Genomic DNA, 17,001 nt, shown 5'->3' with positions numbered 1-17,001 from the left:
TTTGCGGAGGCCACATGGACGAAGAAAGCGTTTCGCGTGACCATGTCGGCTCGCTCGAACGCGGGCTTGCGGTGATGGAAATCCTTGCTAGGCATCCCGCCGGCATGACGCTGACCGAAATGGCGGAGGAGGCGGGGCTGACCCGCGCCGGTGCTCGCCGCTTCCTGCTGACGCTGACCGCGACTGGCTATGCGACACAATCCGGCCGGTTGTTTTCGCTGTCGCCGCGGCTGCTGACCGTCGCCCGCACCTGGCTCGGCGGCGCGTCGCTGTGGACCTTCGCGGCACCCATCATGCGCGAGGTGGCGGGGCAGTTCGACGAGGCCTGCAACGCGGCGGTGCTGTCGGGCGAGGATGTGGTCTATGTCGCCCGCATTCCCGGCCGCCGCATCCTCAGCGTGTCGCTCGATGTCGGTACAAGGCTGCCGGCATATTGCACCTCGATGGGGCGCGTGCTGCTTTCCGGGCTGGGCATGGACGAACTGAAGTCCTTCCTTGCCGAAGCAAAGATCGAGCGGCGGACGCCGAAGACGATCACCAGTCGTGGCGCGTTGGGCAAAGCGATCGACGCTGCAAGGGCGGATGACTTCGCCATCGTCGATGAGGAACTGGAGCTCGGCCTGCGCTCGATCGCCGTGCCGATCTGCGACCGCACCGGGAAAACTGTGGCAGCGATCAATGTCTCGACCCAGTCGGCCCGTTTCTCCGTCGAGGCGATGGAGCGCGAGATCCTGCCCGCGCTGCTTCGTGCGAAACAGCGCATCGAGGAGTTCTTCTTCGTCTGACGAAAACCCGTATCGTTAGCGATTGACGAGGTGGCCAAAATCCAATATTGAACAGGATTATACAGGTTCACTGAACAGGTACCCATATGAAGCGGCGCGCGGTTCAACTGTCTCCCGGCACGGGCAAGCCCGAGCAGATCGCCACCGTTCTCGAACATGAAATCCGCTCCGGCGTGCTCGGTTTCGGTGATCGCCTGCAGAGCGAGAACGAGCTCGTCCAGCGCTTTTCCGTCAGCCGCAACACCGTCCGCAAAGGCCTCGAGGAGCTGTCCAGCCGCGGGCTGATCACCACCAGGGTCGGCATCGGCTCCTTCGTCACTTTCGACGGCAAGCCGGTCGACGATGCGATCGGCTGGTCGCGGGCGCTCGCCAATGCCGGCGCCAATGCCGAGACGCGAACACTGCGGCTGGAGGTGATCGAGGACGCCGATCTTGCGGCGCTGCTCGGTATTGAGAGCCCATTCTTCATCGCTGTCGACCGGGTGCGCACCAACGCCAGCGACGGCCATGCGATTTCGATCGAACGCAGCCGCCTGCCGCTGTCGCCCGAGCTGGAGGACGTGCCGCTGCGTGGCCTGCGCGAGGGTTCGCTGCACCAGACCCTGCGCGGCGCCGGTCTCATTCCCGACCATGGCGAGGAATGGGTCGGCATCGAAATGCTGAATGCCGAGGATGCGGCCATTCTCGGCTGCCCGCAAGGCACGCCCTTCCTGCGCGGTCGCAGGCTGACGCGCGCGGCCGATGACCGGCCGATCGAATATGTCACCAGCCTGCTCAACCCGGCACACTTCGCGCTGCATATGAGGTTCTGAGCGATGCCGGATGCAACCAACAAGGATATGCTCGATCGCGCCATGGGCGCGCTTGTTGGGGGAGCGTTGGGCGATGCGCTGGGCATGCCGACTCAGCTTTTGTCGCCGGCCCGTATTGCGGCGCTCTACGGCCATGTCGAGGATTTTGTTGCCCCCGTCGCCGATCATCCGGTGTCGAAGGGTTTGCTGGCAGGCACCATCACCGACGACACCGAGCAGGCGCTGCTGCTCGGCCGCATTCTCGTCGAATCCGGCGATCGCTTCGATCACACGCGCTGGGTCAATGCGCTGCTCGACTGGGAGCGCGACGTCAAGGCGCGTGGCAGCTACGATCTCTTGGGGCCGTCGACCAAGCGTGCCATCGACGCCATCAACAATGGTATGCCGGCGGAAGAGGCTGGGCGCGGCGGCGACACCAATGGCGCGGCCATGCGCATTGCGCCGGTCGGCATCATGATGCCGCTGGCGCCGCTCCACGCGCTGGCCGCCAAGGTGGCCGAAACCTGCCGGGCCACGCACAACACTTCGATAGCCATCGCCTCGGCCGCCGCTGTCGCCGCCGCCGTCAGCCGCGGCGTTGCCGGCGACGACTGGCGCGCCGCTTCCGATAGTGCCGTCGCGGCTGCCAGGCAGGGTGCCGCACTTGGGCATTGGGTGACAGGCGGCGACATCGCCGCGCGCATCGTGTGGGCCCAGGAGCTTGTGCGCGGCAGAACGGTGAAGGACGCCATCCGGCTGATCGTCGATCTGGTCGGCACCGGCGTCGCCAGCCAGGAATCGGTTCCGGCGGCCTTCGCCGTGCTCGAGGTCGCCGCAGGCGATCCGTGGCAGGCGGCCGTCATTAGCGCCAATCTCGGCGGCGACACCGACACGATCGGCGCCATAGCCGCCGGCATGGCCGGCGCCTGCACAGGTTTTTCCCGGCTGCCGCAACAGCACATCGCCAGGCTGGTCGGTATCGACGTCGCGCAGGTTCGTGCGCTGGCTACCGATCTTGTCGCGGCACGCGTGGCCAAGGCCGGCCCCGGCAAGGATGCGGCAGCATGAGCGGGCGTCTCGTCCATATTGGCAGCGCGGTTGTCGATTATGTCTACCGCATCGACGCCTTGCCGGCGCCGGGCGCGGAGAAAACCGCATCGGGCTTTGCCCAGGTCGCGGGCGGCGGTTTCAACATGATGGTCGCGGCCAGCCGCACCGGCATGACTGTCGTTTTCGGAGGCCAGCTCGGCAGCGGGCCGAATGGCGACTTTTTGCGCGCCGCCTTCGCCGCCGAAAGTATCGAAACGCTGACGCCGGCTTCACCCGTGATGGACAGCGGCAATTGCGTCGCCATGATCAGCAGCGACGCCGAACGCACCTTCGTGTCGTGGCCCGGCGCCGAGAGCGTGCTCAGCCTCGACATGATGGCGCCCGTGCAAGCCTCGGCAGGAGACTGGGTGTTCGCGTCCGGGTATACGCTGAGCTATTCCGGCAGCCGTGATGCGCTGGCCGACTGGATCGAGGCGCTGCCGGCAAACATACCCTTCGTCTTTGACCCGACCCCGGTCGTCGCAGACATTCCGCGTGCCGTTCTCGACCGGGTGCTTGCCCGCACCACCTGGCTGAGCTGCAACACGACGGAGGCGGCCGAGATCGCTGGCCTGGGTGATGTCGAAGCACTCGCCGCAAGGCTGCTTTCCAGCCATTGCCCGAAGGCCGAAGGCGTCGTCATCCGCGCCGGCGCGAAGGGTTGCTTCGTGCGGCTGGCCGACGGCAGCACGAAGACGGTTCCAGGCTTCAAGGTCGATGCAATCGACACCAATGGCGCCGGCGACACCCATATCGGCTCCTTTGTCAGCGCGCTGTCTCGCGGCGTGCCGGCTTTCGAAGCGGCGCGTTACGCCAATGCGGCGGCAGCACTTTCGGTCACCCGGCACGGGGGATCGTCGGCGCCGAACAACGAGGAGATCCAGGAATTCCTCAGCCATCACGATCGATCGTCGACCGCGCATGGCCGGAAGCAAGAGGCCTAAACAAGCCCCGCCAAGCGGGCAAACAATGAGAGGAACCAACATGCGCATGCCCAGACTGACTGCTTTGCTCACGGCGACCGCCGTCCTCACCTCCGCGCTCACGCTGGCCGCCAGCGCGGCCGAAGTGCACGTGCTCAACTGGAAGGGTTATGGCGCCGACGAGCCGTGGGCGATCGCCGCCTTCGAGAAGGCGACCGGCAACAAGGTCGTCAACGACTTCTTCAATTCCGAACAGGAAATGCTGACCAAGCTCCGGACCAATCCCGGCCTCTACGACGTCGTCATGATTAACGCTGCCTTCAACGACCAGGCGATGGCGGAAAAGCTGATCCAGCCGATCGACGTGTCGAAGCTCTCCAACTATGCCGACATCAGCCCGGACAAGGCGGGCTCGCCGATGCTCGATCATGACGGCAAGGTCTATGGCGTGCCGTGGGTGTGGGGCCTGACCGCTCTGGCCATCAACGAAAAGTCCTTCGACAAGCCGCCGACGAGCATCGCCGTTATGTGGGATGCCGCGCACAAGGGCCGTGTCGTCATTCGTGACGACGCCGTCGAAGCTGTCCAGTTCGGCGCCATCGCCACGGGACAGAACATCAACGACATCAAGGATATGGAAGCGGTCAAGGCGAAGCTGACCTCGCTCATGCCGCAGATCAAGACCTTCTGGAGTTCGGAGAACGACTGGAACCAGATGGTGGCTTCCAACCAGATTGACATCGGCACCTATTGGAGCGGCTCGGCCGACCGCGCCAAGACCCACTTCAAGCTGCCGGTCTCGCTGGTCATCCCGCAGGAGGGCGCTGTCGCCTGGCTCGATGCCTTTTCGATCCCGGTCGGTTCCAAGAATGTCCAGGGCGCCGAGGCCTTCATCAACTACATGATCGACCCGGCATTCTATGTCGAATGGGTCACCAAGGTCGGCGCGCCGGTGTCGGCTAACACCAAGGCGGTTGCCGCGCTTCCCGAGGATGCCTTCAACCGCAAGGTCATGGGCGACCCCGAGGTGGCGAAGCGCATCCAGTTCCAGGCGCCGATCACCGACGCGCAGCGCGAGGCCTATCTGGCGCTGTGGCAGCAGCTCAAGGTCGACGTGAAGTAACAGCCGACGTCAGAATCAGCCGGCGGTATTTGCCGGCTGGTTCTTCAATCCTGGGGAGGAGAGAACCATGGCAGCACAGGTTGCGACCGTGTCGCGCAACGGGCTGAGATCGGCCTTGCCGCTGCTTGCGCCTGCCTATCTCTGGCTGACGGTGGCGATCTTCCTGCCTCTGTCGGCCATGGTCTTCTTCTCGTTCATGACCGACCTGCCGCTGTCGGGAAAGCCGTGGGCGTTCACGCTCGGCAACTATGCCGCCTTCTTCTCGCAGAGCCTCTACCTGACGCTGCTGCTGGCTTCGCTACGCCTCGGACTCGAGGTGACGCTGTGGTGCATCGTCATCGGCTATCCTGCCGCCTACGTGTTGGCCAAGGTGCTGAAGGGGCGCAGCCGCGAGGCGATCTTCCTGCTCGTCATCCTGCCGTTCTGGTCGAACGGGCTGGTGCGCATCTTTTCCTGGGCGATGGTGCTGCGCGAGGGCGGCATCCTCGACACGGCACTGAATGCCGTGCTGCCGTTCAAGATCAACATCGACCTGATGTATTCCTACCCGGCCGTCATCATCGGCCTGGTGCACTCCTACGTGCCCTATATGGTGCTGACCTGTTATCTGACGCTGCAGGCCATCGATGACTCGCTCATCGAGGCCGGGCGCTCGCTCGGCGCGACGCGGCTGCAAGTGCTGAAGCGGATCATCATCCCGCTCTCCATGCCCGGGCTGGTGGCGGGTGCGGCTTTGATCTTCGTGCCGGTCGTCGGCTCGTTCATGGAGCCGCGCATCCTCGGCGGCCGCACCGGTACCTTTTACGGCACGGTCATCGAGGACCAGTTCGTCGCCGTGTTCAACTGGCCGCTTGGCGCGGCCTTGTCCTTCATCCTGCTGGCTGTGGTGCTGGTCATTTTGGCGGTGGCGTCGCCGGTGCTGCGGAGGGCCGCGTGATGATGACGACGCGCGTCCTTGAATGGCTCGGCCGCCTCTACATCTGGCTGCTGCTCGCCTTCCTCTATCTGCCGATCGTCATCATGGCGCTGATGTCGTTCAACGTTTCGCCCTTCTACCAATTGCCGTTCGAATGGACGACGGAATGGTACGCCTCGCTATGGCAGAACGACCAGCTGATCTCGGCGAGCTGGAACAGCATCGAGATTGCCGTCATCACTACCATCATCTGCACCGTGCTCGGGTCGGCAGCGTCGCTGGCGCTCTACCGCTATGAATTCCGCGGCAAGAAATTCCTGCAGGCGCTGCTGTTCCCGCCGATCGCCATTCCGTGGCTGATCACCGGCACGGCGATGCTGATCTTCTTCTTCGGCGTCGGCATCGGGCGCGGCCTGTTTGCGATCCTGCTCGGCCATGTGGCGCTGGCGCTGCCTTATGTCATCGTCGTGGTGTCGGCGCGGCTGCAGACCTTCGCGCCGGAGCTGGAAGAGGCGGCGCGCTCGCTCGGCGCCAACCAATGGCAGGTGACCAGCCGCGTGACGCTGCCATGGATCATGCCCGGCGTGATTGCCGGCGGGCTGTTCGCATTCGCCGTGTCGTTCGACCAGTTCGTCGTCTCCTATTTCCTGTCGACGCCGGGTCAGACGACGCTGCCGGTCGAGATCTACGCGGCGATCCGCAAGGGTTTCACGCCCGAGATCAACGCGGTCTCGACGATCATCATCGCCGTCTCGATGGCGCTGATGCTGCTCACGGCGCGCTTCTTCAAATTCGGCGGAGAGAAATAATGGCCGGCGTCCAGGTATCGAACGTCTCCCGCAGTTTCGGCGCGCACAAGGCGCTGGACGACGTCTCCATCGATTTCGCCGATGGCGGTTTTTATGCGCTGCTCGGGCCGTCGGGCAGCGGCAAGACCACGCTGCTCAGGCAGATCGCCGGGTTCGATTTTCCCGACTCCGGCCGCATTGCGATAGGCGGCGAGAGCGTCGAGCGGGTGCCGGTCGAGAGACGGCAGATCGGCATGGTGTTCCAGAACTATGCGCTGTTTCCCAATATGAGCGTCGCCGACAATGTTGCCTTCGGCCTGTCGGTGCGCGGCGAGCCGAAGGCCACCATCGCCACGGAGGTGCAGCGAGCACTGGATCTCGTGCAGCTCGGCAAGCTTGGCGGCCGGCGGCCGCACCAATTGTCGGGCGGCCAGCGCCAGCGCGTCGCGCTTGCCCGCGCCATCGTCACCAAGCCGCGTGTGCTGCTGCTCGACGAACCACTGGGCGCGCTCGACAAGGCGCTGCGCGTCGACATGCAGATCGAGCTGAAGCGCATCCAGCGCGAGATCGGCATCACCACCATCTTCGTCACCCACGACCAGGAAGAAGCGCTAACGATGAGCGACCGCATCGGCATATTGCGCGACGGCAGGCTGGTGCAGGAAGGACCGCCCGAGGAGATCTACGACAGACCGCAAAGCGAGTTCGCCGCTACCTTCCTCGGCGACGCCAACATTTTTCGCGGTGAAGCGACGGGCGACGGTATTCGGCTGCCGGACGGCACGGCGATTGCTGCAGGCGCCGGCGCGAAGCTTGCTGCCGGCGCCAAGGCCAGCTGCGCCGTTCGGCCCGAACGCATCCAGATATCGACCGGCACGGGCAGGCTGGAATCGGCCAACGCCAATAGCCTGAAGGGACAGGTCTCCAAGCGCATCTTCGCCGGCAACAACAGCACATATTTCGTCGAACGTGCCGGGCAGACACTGAAGGTGATCGTGCAGAATACCGGCGCCGATCGCCTCGCCGAGGGTCAGCCGGTGATGCTCAGCTGGTCGCCGGAAAGCACCGTGCTGATCGCCGCAGGCTAGCAGGCATTGTCGCGTGTCCAATCGGCCCGATGTCGGAATTGGCACTTTCCGGTCCTGATGGGAAATGATGGTGCCGGGCTTAGCTGATGCAGGGGCCATGGCGTTATATCCAGTCCTCGACGGGAGGAATGGATGGCAAGCATGGGTTTCGAACCTGATGTGAAGGTTCGCACCAGCGAATACCGGGTCGGCTGCATCGGCGCCGGCATGATCATGGCCGAATGCCATCTCGCTGCCTACGAGCAAGCGGGCTTTCCGGTCGTCGCGATCGCTTCTCGAACCAGGGCGAATGCCGAGAAGGTCGCGGCCCGCTGGGCTATTGCGACCGTTCACGACACGCCGGAGCAGCTGATCGAGGATCAGCAAGTCGAGATCGTCGATCTTGCCTTTCCGCCCGACCAGCAGCCGGCGCTGATCCGCCACGCGCTGAAGCAGAAGCATATCAAGGCCATCTTGGCGCAGAAGCCGCTGGCTCTGTCGGTCGAGGAAGCGGTCACGCTGCGTGACGAAGCGGCCAAGTCCGGCAAGATCCTCTCGATCAACCAGAACATGCGCTACGACCAGTCGATGCGTGTGCTCAAGCAGATCATCGACAATGGCGAGCTTGGCGACATCGTCTTCGCGCAGATCGACATGCATGCGATCCCGCACTGGCAGACCTTCCTCGCCGACTACGACCGGCTGACATTAGCCAATATGAGCGTGCACCACCTCGACGTGCTGCGCTTCCTGTTCGGCGATCCCCAGGAGATCACCACGCTGACGCGCAAGGACCCGCGCACCAAGTTCGACCACTCCGACGGCATCACGGTTTCGACCCTGCGTTTCCCTTCGGGGGTGCTCGCCGTATCGCTGGAGGATGTCTGGTCCGGACCGCGCCAGGAAGGCTATCACGACGACCAGCACATCAACTGGCGCGTCGACGGCACCAAGGGCGTGGCCAAGGGCACGATCGGCTGGCCGAAGGGCGTGGCCTCGACACTGACCTATGCCTCGACAGAGACGACGGGCGGCGAATGGGTGACGCCGCGCTGGGACACGATGTGGTTCCCGCATGCCTTCATCGGCGTCATGGAACAGCTGCAGCATGCGGTGAAGACCGGAACGCCACCGGCGCTGTCCGTCGCCGACAACGTCAAGACCATGGCTCTGGTCGAGGCCGGCTATCGCTCCATGGCGGAAGGCCGCACGATCAAGCTGTCCGAGATATCGACCGATTGAACATCTGGCCGCCGAATAGCGTGGCGGCTAAATCGCTTACCGGGAGGAGTTCACATCATGATGCAGGCAGGTATCTTCACCGGCTATTTCCCTTACGAGCTGGAGGAGGTCGCCAGGCGCATCCGCGGGCTCGGCTTCAACACGGTGCAGCCCGACCTGCATTTCAAGGATATCGACCTCTCGGTCGGGCAGATCACGAAGGACAAGGCAAGAAAGGTCCGCGATACGTTCCGCGACCACAATTTGCCGATCTGCTGCTTGTCGGGCTACACGAACATCATCCACCCGGACAAGGCCGAGCGCGAGAAGCGGCTTGCGTATCTCAAGGAGATCATCCGCAACGCGCGCGAGTTCGGCAGCCCTTATGTGATCTCGGAGACCGGAACCTACAACACCGAGTCCGATTGGGTGCATCACCCCAGGAACAAGACCGAGGAAGGGTTCGAGGAATGTCGCAAGGTGATCTCCGATCTCGCCCATACCGCCTATGACCATGGCGCGGTGTTCCTGCTCGAAACCTATGTCAACAACGTCGTCGGTTCGGTCGAGGAGACGGTGAGGATGTTCGCCCAGGTCGACCATCCCGGTCTCGGCCTGCTGATGGATCCGACCAACTATTTCGAGGCGCACAACATCGACCGCATGGACCAGGTGCTGAACCAGGTGTTCGACACGCTGACCCACAAGATCAGGATCGCACACGCCAAGGACGTCAAGCGCGCCGGCAGCGACAAGTCCGAGAAGCATGCCGACATCGGCGACGACGACGCGCATGAGGGGCTGACGTTCCGCGGCGTCGGCGAGATCGAGCTGCCGGCACCCGGTCTCGGTTCGCTCAACTACGATCTTTATCTTAAGCGGCTCAGCGAGAAGCACCCGAACATCCCGGTCATCATCGAGCATCTGACTGAAGACGACGTACCGCGCGCCAAGACATTTCTGGACGGAAAGTTCCGCGCCAACGGTCTTTGATGACCGCAGAGGAGCCCATGATGGCGGCTGGCAAGACAAAGCGCGATTACAGCCTGGTCGGCGAAAGCACCCGCAGGGCGATCGAGACCGGGCTTGCCTCGGCCGAATGGTACCACACCGACGTCTCGCGCAAGGCTATGAAGGAGCTGATGCAGCGTTGCGACGGCCCGGCGATCCGCGACACGATCATCTGGATCGCCGCCATATCGGGTTCCGCCGCCGGGATCATCTGGTTCTGGGGTTCCTGGTGGGTCGTGCCGTTCCTGTTCGTCTATGGCGTGCTCTACGGCTCCTCCAGCGACTCGCGCTGGCACGAATGCGGCCACGGCACCGCCTTTCGCACGCGCTGGATGAACGATGTCGTCTACCAGATCGCCAGCTTCATGGTGATGCGCAATCCGGTGACATGGCGCTGGAGCCATGCCCGCCACCACACCGACACCATCATCGTCGGGCGCGACGCCGAGATTGCGGTGATGCGGCCGCCGGACCTGCTGAAGGCGGGATTAGCCTTCACCGGCATACTCGATTTCCGCTACTCGCTGCCGGCACTGGTGCGCCAGGCGTTGGGCAGGCTGTCGGACGACGAAAAGAGCTACGTGCCCGAGATGGAGCAGGCCAAGGCCGTCACCGCCGCGCGCTGGCATGTCGCCATCTACATCGCGACGATCGCTCTTGCGATCGCGCTGAGGTCTTGGCTGCCGCCGGTGCTGATCGGCTTGCCGCGCCTCTACGGCACCTGGCACATGGTGATGACCGGCCTGCTGCAGCATATCGGGCTCGCCGACAATGTCGTCGACCACCGGCTGAACACTCGCACCGTCTACATGAACCCGATCAGCCGCTTCATCTACTGGAACATGAACTATCATGTCGAACACCACATGTTCCCGATGGTGCCCTATCACGCGCTGCCCAGGCTGCACGAACTGATCAAGCACGATTTGCCCGTGGCGAACCCGTCGATTTGGCATGCCTACCGCGAGGTCTGGCCGGTCCTGCTCAGGCAGCTGAAGTATGAGGACTATTACCTCAAACGCGAATTGCCGCCGACGGCGAGGCCCTATCGCGGCGAGTTCCACGAGGTCGATATGTCGGCGGCGGCTGAATAGGTTTTCGCCGGCGAGTATGGGGGTAAGACCGGGGAGAAAAAGATGGCCGAATGGGTCGAGGCGTGTGCCGTGGACGATGTCGACGAGGAGGATGTTATCCGCTTCGATCATGGCGGCCGTACCTTTGCGATCTATCGCTCTCCGGACGACCAGTTTTTCGCCACGGACGGGTTCTGCACGCATGAGAAGGCGCATCTCGCCGACGGCCTCGTGATGGACGAGATCATCGAATGCCCCAAGCACAATGGCCGCTTCAACTACAAGACCGGGCAGGCCAAGGGGGCTCCGGTGTGCGTCAACCTCAAAACCTACCCGGTCAAGGTCGCGGCCGGCAAAGTCATGATCGAGATCGACTGATCGCATCCCAAACCGCAAGGAACCAGTCCGATGAGCCGTAAGAGACCGACGATCGCAGATTTGCGCGCCACGAAAGGCAAGCGGCAGCTGACCATGCTGCGCGTGCTGACCATGGATGAGGCCGAAGCCGCCGAACGGGCCGGTGTCGACATTGTGTCGGTGCCGCCGGAGCTGGTGCTCAACCCTCAGTATCGCGATGCGGCGCCGAGCCTTTTCACCATGCCCGGCGAGAACTTTTTCGAGATCGGCACCGCCGACGATTTCGTGCGCTGGGCGTTCCGCCTCTACAAGGCCGGCGCCGACGCCGTCTATTGCAGCGCCGGCTACGCCACCATCAAGCGGATGGCGGACGACGCGATCCCGGTTATCGGCCATGTCGGCCTGATCCCGTCGCGCGCCACCTGGACCGGCGGCTTCAAGGCCGTCGGCAAGACCGCCGACACCGCCATGCAGGTCTTCGAGGCGGTCAAGCAACTGGAAACCGCGGGCGCCATAGGCGCCGAGATCGAGGTGGTGCCGGTCGAGGTGGCCAAGGCGATCTCGGAACGGACGTCGCTGATCATGCTGTCGATGGGGGCGGGCACCGGCTGCGACGCGCAATACCTGTTCGCCGAGGACATACTCGGCCAGAACCGCGGTCACATGCCCCGCCATTCCAAGGTCTATCGCAACTTCGCCGCCGAATATGACCGCTTGCAAGCGGAACGCATCGCCGCATTCTCGGAGTACGTCGCGGACGTCAACAGCGGAGCGTACCCGGAAGACAGGCACGTCGTGCACATGGATCCGAACGAACTCAGCCTGTTCATGAAGAGGGTCGATGGCGTGGCCTGAGCGCCCGGGCCTGCCTTGGTTCGGCTCGTTGGCCGCAGCTACGCCTGCCAGCTCCCCTTGGCGAGCGCGGCGTAGAGCGCCTCGGCCTCGACGCCGAGCGGCCTGTCTTCGGTGAGCTTCGGCACGTGCGTGCGCACCGCCGCATGGATCACGCCGGTGGCCGGCGCCAGCGTCAGCCCATCGCGCAGGTCTATCGCCTGTGCGGCGGCCATCAGTTCGAAGGCAATCAACCGCCGCCACAGCACGATCATTTCGGCGCATTTCGAAACGGCCAGCAGAGTCTGCGTGGCGTGGTCCTCGACGCCTTCCGAGACCGGCAGGAAGTCCAGCATCACCGGATTGGCCTTGTGGCGGATCGCGGCCAGGATTGCCGCCACGGTCTTTTGCAGCGGCACGAAGCCGGCCGAGGCGCCGCCGAGCGGCGACAGATACTTCGGCAGGCTGTTGCGGCCGGAGCCGGTGAGCTGGATGAAGCGGGCGGCGCAGGCCGCCGCACTTTGGGCGATCGCCAGGCCGAGCGTCTCGAAGGCAAGCGCCAGCGAAGCGGTGTGGAAATTGCCGGTCGACAGCACCAGTTCGTCTTCGCCCAGCACCAGCGGATTGTCGGCAGCCGAATTGAGCTCGATCTCGGCCGCCAGCCGGGCGTGATCGATCGTCTGGATCAACGCGCCGTGGATCGACGGCATGCAGCGGATCGACAGAGGGTCCTGCAAGGTCGTCGGCTCCGGAGCCTCCTGGCGGGCAAGCAATTCGCGCAGGCCCTTTGCCGCCAACTGCTGGCAGGCGGCGGGCCGTGCCAGATGCAGGCGCGGATCGAGGATTGTGTGGTTGGCGCCGATGCCTTCCATGGTCAAGGCGCCGGCCTGCTGCTGTTGGGTGAACGCAGAGAGCGCGTCGGCAAGCGCCAGTGCGCCGCTGCCGGTGGAGCCGGCCGAGGCATTGATCAGCGACAGCCCGTCCTTGGGCGCCAAGCCCACGGGCGCGAGGCGCGCCATCATCAACGCCTTGGCCGAGGGCATGCGCCGGCCCTGATAGTCGGCTTCGCCTTCGCCAATCAGCATCCGTCCGAGCGCCGCCATCAGCACCAGATCGCCGGCGCCGATCGAAGCAAGCGACGGCATGACCGGATGGACACCGGCATTGAGAGCATCGAGCAAGGCCACGAACACATGCGGCGACAGGCCGGAGCCGCCTGCCGCAAGCATCGCCACCCGGGCAAACATGACGGCGCGCACGGTTTCAAAGGGCAAAGGCTCGCCGACGGCACCGCTGCGGCCGTCGAGGAGCTGGCGCTGGAAGGCGCTGGCGTCGCCGCTGACCGACGTGCCGAGATTGGCGCCAAGCCCGGTGTTGAGACCGTAGATCTGCTGACCGGCGGCCGCGGCGTCATCGAGCACCTTGCGCGCCTTGACCAGCCGTTCCAGGACGGTGGGCGTAACCTCCACCTTGCATCCTTCGCGGGCGACGGATGCGACGTCCTCGATGCTGACGCCAGCGCCGGTGAGAACGAGCGGGCTCATGCGAAACGCAACCTTTGGCCGATGCCTTGCGCCTGGGCCTTGGCCAGCATCGCCTTGCCGAGCGCGATGTCGGACAGCGACAGGCCGCGATGCCAGAACAGGATCGTCTCGCCGTCGCTCTGACGTCCGGCTTTTAGCCCGGCGGCGATCTGGCCGAGCTCGGCATGCAGCGACTTCTCGCTCAGCCGTCCCGTCTCGACATGGGCGCGCAGCGAACCGAACTTGCCGCCCTTGCACTGGCCCCAGTCGTCGACGACGATCTTCTGCATGATGTCGGTCAGCGACAGCTCCACCGCGCTCATCGTGCCGTAAGGTACGACCAACGCGCCACGCTTGATCCACTCGGTTTTCAACAGCGGCTGCGGTTCCGGCAGCCGCGAGGCCTCGACGACGATGTCGGCACCTTCCACGCAGGTCTTCCAGTCGGCCACCGCCGTGACCGGCTTGCCAAGGTCGGCCGCCAGTTTGGCGGCAAAGCCGTCGCGGCTTTCGGGCCGGCGCGAATGGACGCGGATCTCGTTGAAGTCGAAGAGATGATCGAGCAGGCGCACGTTCCAGTAGGCGGTACCGCGCGCGCCGATATGGGCGAGCACCTTCGATGTTTTCTTCGCCAGATGTTTCGCGCCGATGGCGGTGATCGCTCCGGTGCGTATGTCGGTGATGACGGTGGCGTCCAGGATCGCGCGCGGCGTGCCGGTGCGCGGGTCGAACAGGTTCAGGATACCGAACTCCGACGGCAGACCGTGCTTGTAGTTGTCGACATAGTCGCCGACGATCTTGACGCCGGCCGCATCGAGCGGCGCGACGTAGCCGCGCAGAACATTGAAATGGCCATGGAAGGACGGGTCGGGCTCGAGATGGACACGCGGCTCGATTACGGTCTGGCCGTTGCCCTGGGCGACGAGCCCGGCCTCGACCGCGCCGATGATTTCGGCATCGGTCATGGCAAGCGCCTCGATGTCGAGGGCGTTGAGGTAGTCGATATATATGGGCTTCATGCGTGTGTAGTCCCCGGGGAGCCCCCTTCATGCCATAGCAGGCGGCGAGGCGACACGAAAGTTTGTTAGTCGATATCTGGACGCAGTCGGCCAAATGCTGTTCAAACCGGTTCGTCATGACTGCCGTCCCCGAGAGTGAAGCTTTATCCGAAACGGCCACGAATTCGCGGCGCGTGGCGCTGATCGTCGCCATCGCCTTCTTCATGCAGCTTCTGGATTCGACGATCATCTCGACCTCGCTGCCGCAGATGGGAGCCACCTTCGGCGTGCCTGCGGTGGCGATGAGCATCGGCATTACCGTCTACATGCTGACCATGGCGGTGTTCGTGCCGCTGTCCGGCTGGCTCGCCGACCGGTTCGGGGCACGCAACATCTTCCTTGTGGCGATAGCGCTGTTCACGCTGGCCTCGATCGCCTGCGGCTTCTCGGAGAGTTTGACCGAATTCGTCGCCGCGCGCGCCGTGCAGGGCCTCGGCAGTGCGTTGATGACGCCGGTCGGGCGCATCCTGGTGCTGCGCAACGCCTCCAAATCGGAATTGCTCAACGCCACCGCGCTGATCACCTGGCCGGCGCTGTTTGCGCCGGTGGTCGGGCCGGTGCTCGGCGGGTTCATCACCACTGCGCTCTCCTGGCACTGGAACTTCTTCATCAACATTCCGCTTGGGCTGGCCGGCCTGGTGCTGGTCGCCCGCTTCGTTCCCGGTGACCGCGAGGCCGACCCAAAGCCGCTCGACTGGCCGGGCTTTTTCCTGACATCGGCGGGGCTCGCCTGCCTGCTCTATGGCCTCGAACGCATTGCGCATGCGGAGGATGGCGTCTTGCCGACCGTGATGCTGCTCGCCCTTGGCATGCTGATTGGCTGGCTGGCTGTGCGCCACCTCTTGCGCACGCCGCATCCGCTGCTCGACCTTTCATCGTTCAAGGTGCTGACCTTCGCCCTCTCGACATTGTCGGCCGGCACCATCTTCCGGGTGGCGATCAACGCCACGCCGTTCCTGTTGCCGCTGCTGTTCCAGGTCGGCTTCGGCCTCAGCCCGATCGATGCCGGCATGATGATCCTCGCCTATTTCCTCGGCAATCTCGGCATGAAGGCGGTGACGACACCGACGCTGAGGCGCTTTGGTTTTCGCTCGGTGATGGTCGTCAACGGCGTGGTCGCCTCTTTGTCGATCATCGCCTGCGCGGCAATCTCGCCGCAGACGCCGCAGGCGCTGGTGGTGGCGCTGATGCTGATCGCCGGACTGTCGCGCTCCATGCAGTTCACCGCGCTCAACACGCTTGCTTTCGCCGACATCGCGGCCACGCAGCGCAGTTCCGCGGCGACGCTGTCCAGCATGCTGCAGCAGGTGGCGATGCTGTTCGGCGTCGCGGTCGCGGCGGCGATCCTCAATTTGTCGCAGATCGCGAGAGGCCAACCGGCGCTTGATCTCGTCGACTTTCGAATAGCCTTCCTCGTGATCGGCGTGATCGGGTTGGTGGCCGCATTCCGCTTCCTGGCATTGCCGCGCAGCGCGGGCGCCGAAGTTTCGGGCCATGCGCTGGAGAATTGAAATCGAACTCCTCCAGGCGCCTGCCCTCCGGCCCTGCAAAAAGCGAGTTTGACAAAGGGGTTGGCTGTCGTTGCTGAGGATATGATTCATTGCACTGACAGATCGATTCAACGAAAGGACCCGCGCCATGGCCACCATAAGACTTCTGAGCGATGCCGAGGTGGAACGGATCCCGGCCGTGAAGGCCGTGTTCGACGACATCCGCGCCACGCGAAAGTCCGATTTCGTCAACAATTTCTGGCGCGGGCTGGCCAATGATCCGGTGGCGCTGAGGCGGATCTGGGAGCAGCTGAAGGCGGTGATGGTGGCGGACAGCGCCATCGACCCGCTGACCAAGGAGATGATCTACATCGCGATCTCGACCGCCAATGGCTGCTCCTATTGCGTCCATTCGCACACGGCCGCGGCGCGCGCCAAAGGCATGACCGACGCGCAGCATGGAGAATTGGTTTCGATCATCGGGCTCGCCGGCCAAACCAACCATCTGGTGACGGCAATGCAGATCCCGGTCGATCCACAGTTCGAGGTGAAATGAGGGGCGGCTTGGCGGCATGTGCGGTTTAAGAATTCTGGCTAAAATTGTAAGCGCGGTCATCGCCGAGTTTTAGGAAATTGACCCTAGGCTGCTACGGAGGAGATGCCAGAAGTCGATAATGTCAGCGATATTCAATAGAAACGTTCTTCTGGCGATAGCACTCGCGGTGCTGACTGTAGTGGGCTTCTGGCTGTGGACCGACCCCAAGCAGCCAGCACAACTCCCGACCTTTAGCCGCAGTGTCGCGAAATCGCTCGACGAAGGGATCGCACGCTACGGTGTCGAGGGCTTTCGCAAAAAGAACGAACAGGAGTTTCGTGACGCTCTGGCAAACTTTCAAAAGAACGGACCTAAAGCGCCCGGCACGCCGCAATAGAGGCAGCGTGATTGGGATGTTCG

18 protein-coding genes are annotated in these 17,001 nt (G+C 63.9%); 16 read left to right on the top strand and 2 right to left on the bottom strand.

Annotated features, from left to right (window positions below):
* Nucleotides 1-14 precede the first annotated feature (14 nt).
* From ACFX5Q_RS25295 to ACFX5Q_RS25235, 13 genes are all read left to right on the top strand, one after another.
* The gene (locus ACFX5Q_RS25295; protein ID WP_404282446.1) at nucleotides 15-785 is read left to right on the top strand and encodes an IclR family transcriptional regulator C-terminal domain-containing protein; all 771 of its coding nucleotides are present in this window, start codon (nucleotides 15-17) and stop codon (nucleotides 783-785) included.
* 86 nt (nucleotides 786-871) lie between these two features.
* Nucleotides 872-1,597, top strand: a complete 726-nt coding sequence (locus ACFX5Q_RS25290; RefSeq protein ID WP_404282444.1) for a GntR family transcriptional regulator — start codon at nucleotides 872-874, stop codon at nucleotides 1,595-1,597.
* Nucleotides 1,598-1,600: 3 nt separating this feature from the next.
* Nucleotides 1,601-2,644, top strand: a complete 1,044-nt coding sequence (locus ACFX5Q_RS25285) for an ADP-ribosylglycohydrolase family protein (protein WP_404282443.1) — start codon at nucleotides 1,601-1,603, stop codon at nucleotides 2,642-2,644.
* A complete protein-coding gene (locus ACFX5Q_RS25280) occupies nucleotides 2,641-3,609 on the top strand; it encodes a PfkB family carbohydrate kinase (RefSeq protein WP_404282441.1) in 969 nt (322 codons plus the stop codon). The genes ACFX5Q_RS25285 and ACFX5Q_RS25280 overlap by 4 nt, the downstream gene beginning before the upstream one ends.
* Before the next feature lie 40 nt (nucleotides 3,610-3,649).
* Nucleotides 3,650-4,711 carry an ABC transporter substrate-binding protein gene (locus tag ACFX5Q_RS25275; RefSeq protein ID WP_404282440.1) on the top strand — a complete coding sequence of 354 codons (1,062 nt, stop codon included), beginning with the start codon at nucleotides 3,650-3,652 and terminating at the stop codon, nucleotides 4,709-4,711.
* 67 nt (nucleotides 4,712-4,778) lie between these two features.
* Entirely contained in the window at nucleotides 4,779-5,648 is an 870-nt protein-coding gene (locus ACFX5Q_RS25270; protein WP_404282438.1) for an ABC transporter permease, read from the top strand.
* Entirely contained in the window at nucleotides 5,648-6,436 is a 789-nt protein-coding gene (locus tag ACFX5Q_RS25265) for an ABC transporter permease (RefSeq protein ID WP_404282437.1), read from the top strand. Before ACFX5Q_RS25270 ends, ACFX5Q_RS25265 begins: the two co-directional genes overlap by 1 nt.
* On the top strand, nucleotides 6,436-7,503 hold the full coding sequence (locus ACFX5Q_RS25260) for an ABC transporter ATP-binding protein (RefSeq protein ID WP_404282435.1): 1,068 nt from the start codon (nucleotides 6,436-6,438) through the stop codon (nucleotides 7,501-7,503). The genes ACFX5Q_RS25265 and ACFX5Q_RS25260 overlap by 1 nt, the downstream gene beginning before the upstream one ends.
* 132 nt (nucleotides 7,504-7,635) lie before the next feature.
* Nucleotides 7,636-8,724, top strand: a complete 1,089-nt coding sequence (locus tag ACFX5Q_RS25255; protein WP_404282433.1) for a Gfo/Idh/MocA family protein — start codon at nucleotides 7,636-7,638, stop codon at nucleotides 8,722-8,724.
* Nucleotides 8,725-8,781: 57 nt separating this feature from the next.
* A complete protein-coding gene (locus tag ACFX5Q_RS25250; protein WP_404282431.1) occupies nucleotides 8,782-9,696 on the top strand; it encodes a sugar phosphate isomerase/epimerase family protein in 915 nt (304 codons plus the stop codon).
* A 17-nt stretch (nucleotides 9,697-9,713) separates the two neighbouring features.
* Nucleotides 9,714-10,808 (top strand): fatty acid desaturase family protein, encoded by a 1,095-nt coding sequence (locus tag ACFX5Q_RS25245; protein WP_404282429.1) that lies wholly within the window; start codon nucleotides 9,714-9,716, stop codon nucleotides 10,806-10,808.
* Nucleotides 10,809-10,850: 42 nt separating this feature from the next.
* Nucleotides 10,851-11,165 (top strand): MocE family 2Fe-2S type ferredoxin, encoded by a 315-nt coding sequence (locus ACFX5Q_RS25240; RefSeq protein WP_404282427.1) that lies wholly within the window; start codon nucleotides 10,851-10,853, stop codon nucleotides 11,163-11,165.
* 30 nt (nucleotides 11,166-11,195) lie between these two features.
* Nucleotides 11,196-11,999 (top strand): 3-methyl-2-oxobutanoate hydroxymethyltransferase, encoded by an 804-nt coding sequence (locus ACFX5Q_RS25235; RefSeq protein ID WP_404282425.1) that lies wholly within the window; start codon nucleotides 11,196-11,198, stop codon nucleotides 11,997-11,999.
* 38 nt (nucleotides 12,000-12,037) lie between these two features.
* Here ACFX5Q_RS25235 and hutH read toward each other — a convergent pair whose 3' ends face one another.
* Both hutH and ACFX5Q_RS25225 read right to left on the bottom strand, forming a co-directional pair.
* Nucleotides 12,038-13,519 carry a histidine ammonia-lyase gene (gene hutH, locus ACFX5Q_RS25230; protein ID WP_404282423.1) on the bottom strand — a complete coding sequence of 494 codons (1,482 nt, stop codon included), beginning with the start codon at nucleotides 13,517-13,519 and terminating at the stop codon, nucleotides 12,038-12,040.
* Nucleotides 13,516-14,517, bottom strand: a complete 1,002-nt coding sequence (locus ACFX5Q_RS25225; protein WP_404282422.1) for an ornithine cyclodeaminase family protein — start codon at nucleotides 14,515-14,517, stop codon at nucleotides 13,516-13,518. The genes hutH and ACFX5Q_RS25225 overlap by 4 nt, the downstream gene beginning before the upstream one ends.
* Before the next feature lie 116 nt (nucleotides 14,518-14,633).
* Here ACFX5Q_RS25225 and ACFX5Q_RS25220 point away from each other — a divergent pair, with 116 nt between their 5' ends.
* The 3 genes from ACFX5Q_RS25220 (at nucleotide 14,634) to ACFX5Q_RS25210 (ending at nucleotide 16,978) form a co-directional block, all read left to right on the top strand.
* Nucleotides 14,634-16,067: a DHA2 family efflux MFS transporter permease subunit gene (locus tag ACFX5Q_RS25220; protein WP_404282420.1), complete on the top strand. Its 1,434-nt coding sequence runs from the start codon at nucleotides 14,634-14,636 to the stop codon at nucleotides 16,065-16,067.
* Between the two features lie 127 nt (nucleotides 16,068-16,194).
* Entirely contained in the window at nucleotides 16,195-16,602 is a 408-nt protein-coding gene (locus tag ACFX5Q_RS25215; protein ID WP_404282418.1) for a carboxymuconolactone decarboxylase family protein, read from the top strand.
* A gap of 118 nt (nucleotides 16,603-16,720) precedes the next feature.
* Nucleotides 16,721-16,978: a hypothetical protein gene (locus tag ACFX5Q_RS25210; protein ID WP_404282416.1), complete on the top strand. Its 258-nt coding sequence runs from the start codon at nucleotides 16,721-16,723 to the stop codon at nucleotides 16,976-16,978.
* Nucleotides 16,979-17,001 lie beyond the last annotated feature (23 nt).

It is taken from the genome of Mesorhizobium sp. IMUNJ 23033 (assembly GCF_044778005.1).
GTDB lineage: Bacteria > Pseudomonadota > Alphaproteobacteria > Rhizobiales > Rhizobiaceae > Mesorhizobium > Mesorhizobium amorphae_A.
Note: the sequence above shows the minus strand (reverse complement) of the source record. Positions and strands in the feature narration are given on the sequence as shown.

Bases quoted from the DNA above. Each gene is read 5' to 3' on its own strand.
- ACFX5Q_RS25295 (WP_404282446.1), top strand. From the start codon at position 15: ATGGACGAAGAAAGCGTTTCGCGTGACCATGTCGGCTCGCTCGAACGC.
- ACFX5Q_RS25290 (WP_404282444.1), top strand. From the start codon at position 872: ATGAAGCGGCGCGCGGTTCAACTGTCTCCCGGCACGGGCAAGCCCGAG.
- ACFX5Q_RS25285 (WP_404282443.1), top strand. From the start codon at position 1,601: ATGCCGGATGCAACCAACAAGGATATGCTCGATCGCGCCATGGGCGCG.
- ACFX5Q_RS25280 (WP_404282441.1), top strand. From the start codon at position 2,641: ATGAGCGGGCGTCTCGTCCATATTGGCAGCGCGGTTGTCGATTATGTC.
- ACFX5Q_RS25275 (WP_404282440.1), top strand. From the start codon at position 3,650: ATGCGCATGCCCAGACTGACTGCTTTGCTCACGGCGACCGCCGTCCTC.
- ACFX5Q_RS25270 (WP_404282438.1), top strand. From the start codon at position 4,779: ATGGCAGCACAGGTTGCGACCGTGTCGCGCAACGGGCTGAGATCGGCC.
- ACFX5Q_RS25265 (WP_404282437.1), top strand. From the start codon at position 5,648: ATGATGACGACGCGCGTCCTTGAATGGCTCGGCCGCCTCTACATCTGG.
- ACFX5Q_RS25260 (WP_404282435.1), top strand. From the start codon at position 6,436: ATGGCCGGCGTCCAGGTATCGAACGTCTCCCGCAGTTTCGGCGCGCAC.
- ACFX5Q_RS25255 (WP_404282433.1), top strand. From the start codon at position 7,636: ATGGCAAGCATGGGTTTCGAACCTGATGTGAAGGTTCGCACCAGCGAA.
- ACFX5Q_RS25250 (WP_404282431.1), top strand. From the start codon at position 8,782: ATGATGCAGGCAGGTATCTTCACCGGCTATTTCCCTTACGAGCTGGAG.
- ACFX5Q_RS25245 (WP_404282429.1), top strand. From the start codon at position 9,714: ATGATGGCGGCTGGCAAGACAAAGCGCGATTACAGCCTGGTCGGCGAA.
- ACFX5Q_RS25240 (WP_404282427.1), top strand. From the start codon at position 10,851: ATGGCCGAATGGGTCGAGGCGTGTGCCGTGGACGATGTCGACGAGGAG.
- ACFX5Q_RS25235 (WP_404282425.1), top strand. From the start codon at position 11,196: ATGAGCCGTAAGAGACCGACGATCGCAGATTTGCGCGCCACGAAAGGC.
- hutH (WP_404282423.1), bottom strand. From the start codon at position 13,519: ATGAGCCCGCTCGTTCTCACCGGCGCTGGCGTCAGCATCGAGGACGTC.
- ACFX5Q_RS25225 (WP_404282422.1), bottom strand. From the start codon at position 14,517: ATGAAGCCCATATATATCGACTACCTCAACGCCCTCGACATCGAGGCG.
- ACFX5Q_RS25220 (WP_404282420.1), top strand. From the start codon at position 14,634: ATGACTGCCGTCCCCGAGAGTGAAGCTTTATCCGAAACGGCCACGAAT.
- ACFX5Q_RS25215 (WP_404282418.1), top strand. From the start codon at position 16,195: ATGGCCACCATAAGACTTCTGAGCGATGCCGAGGTGGAACGGATCCCG.
- ACFX5Q_RS25210 (WP_404282416.1), top strand. From the start codon at position 16,721: ATGTCAGCGATATTCAATAGAAACGTTCTTCTGGCGATAGCACTCGCG.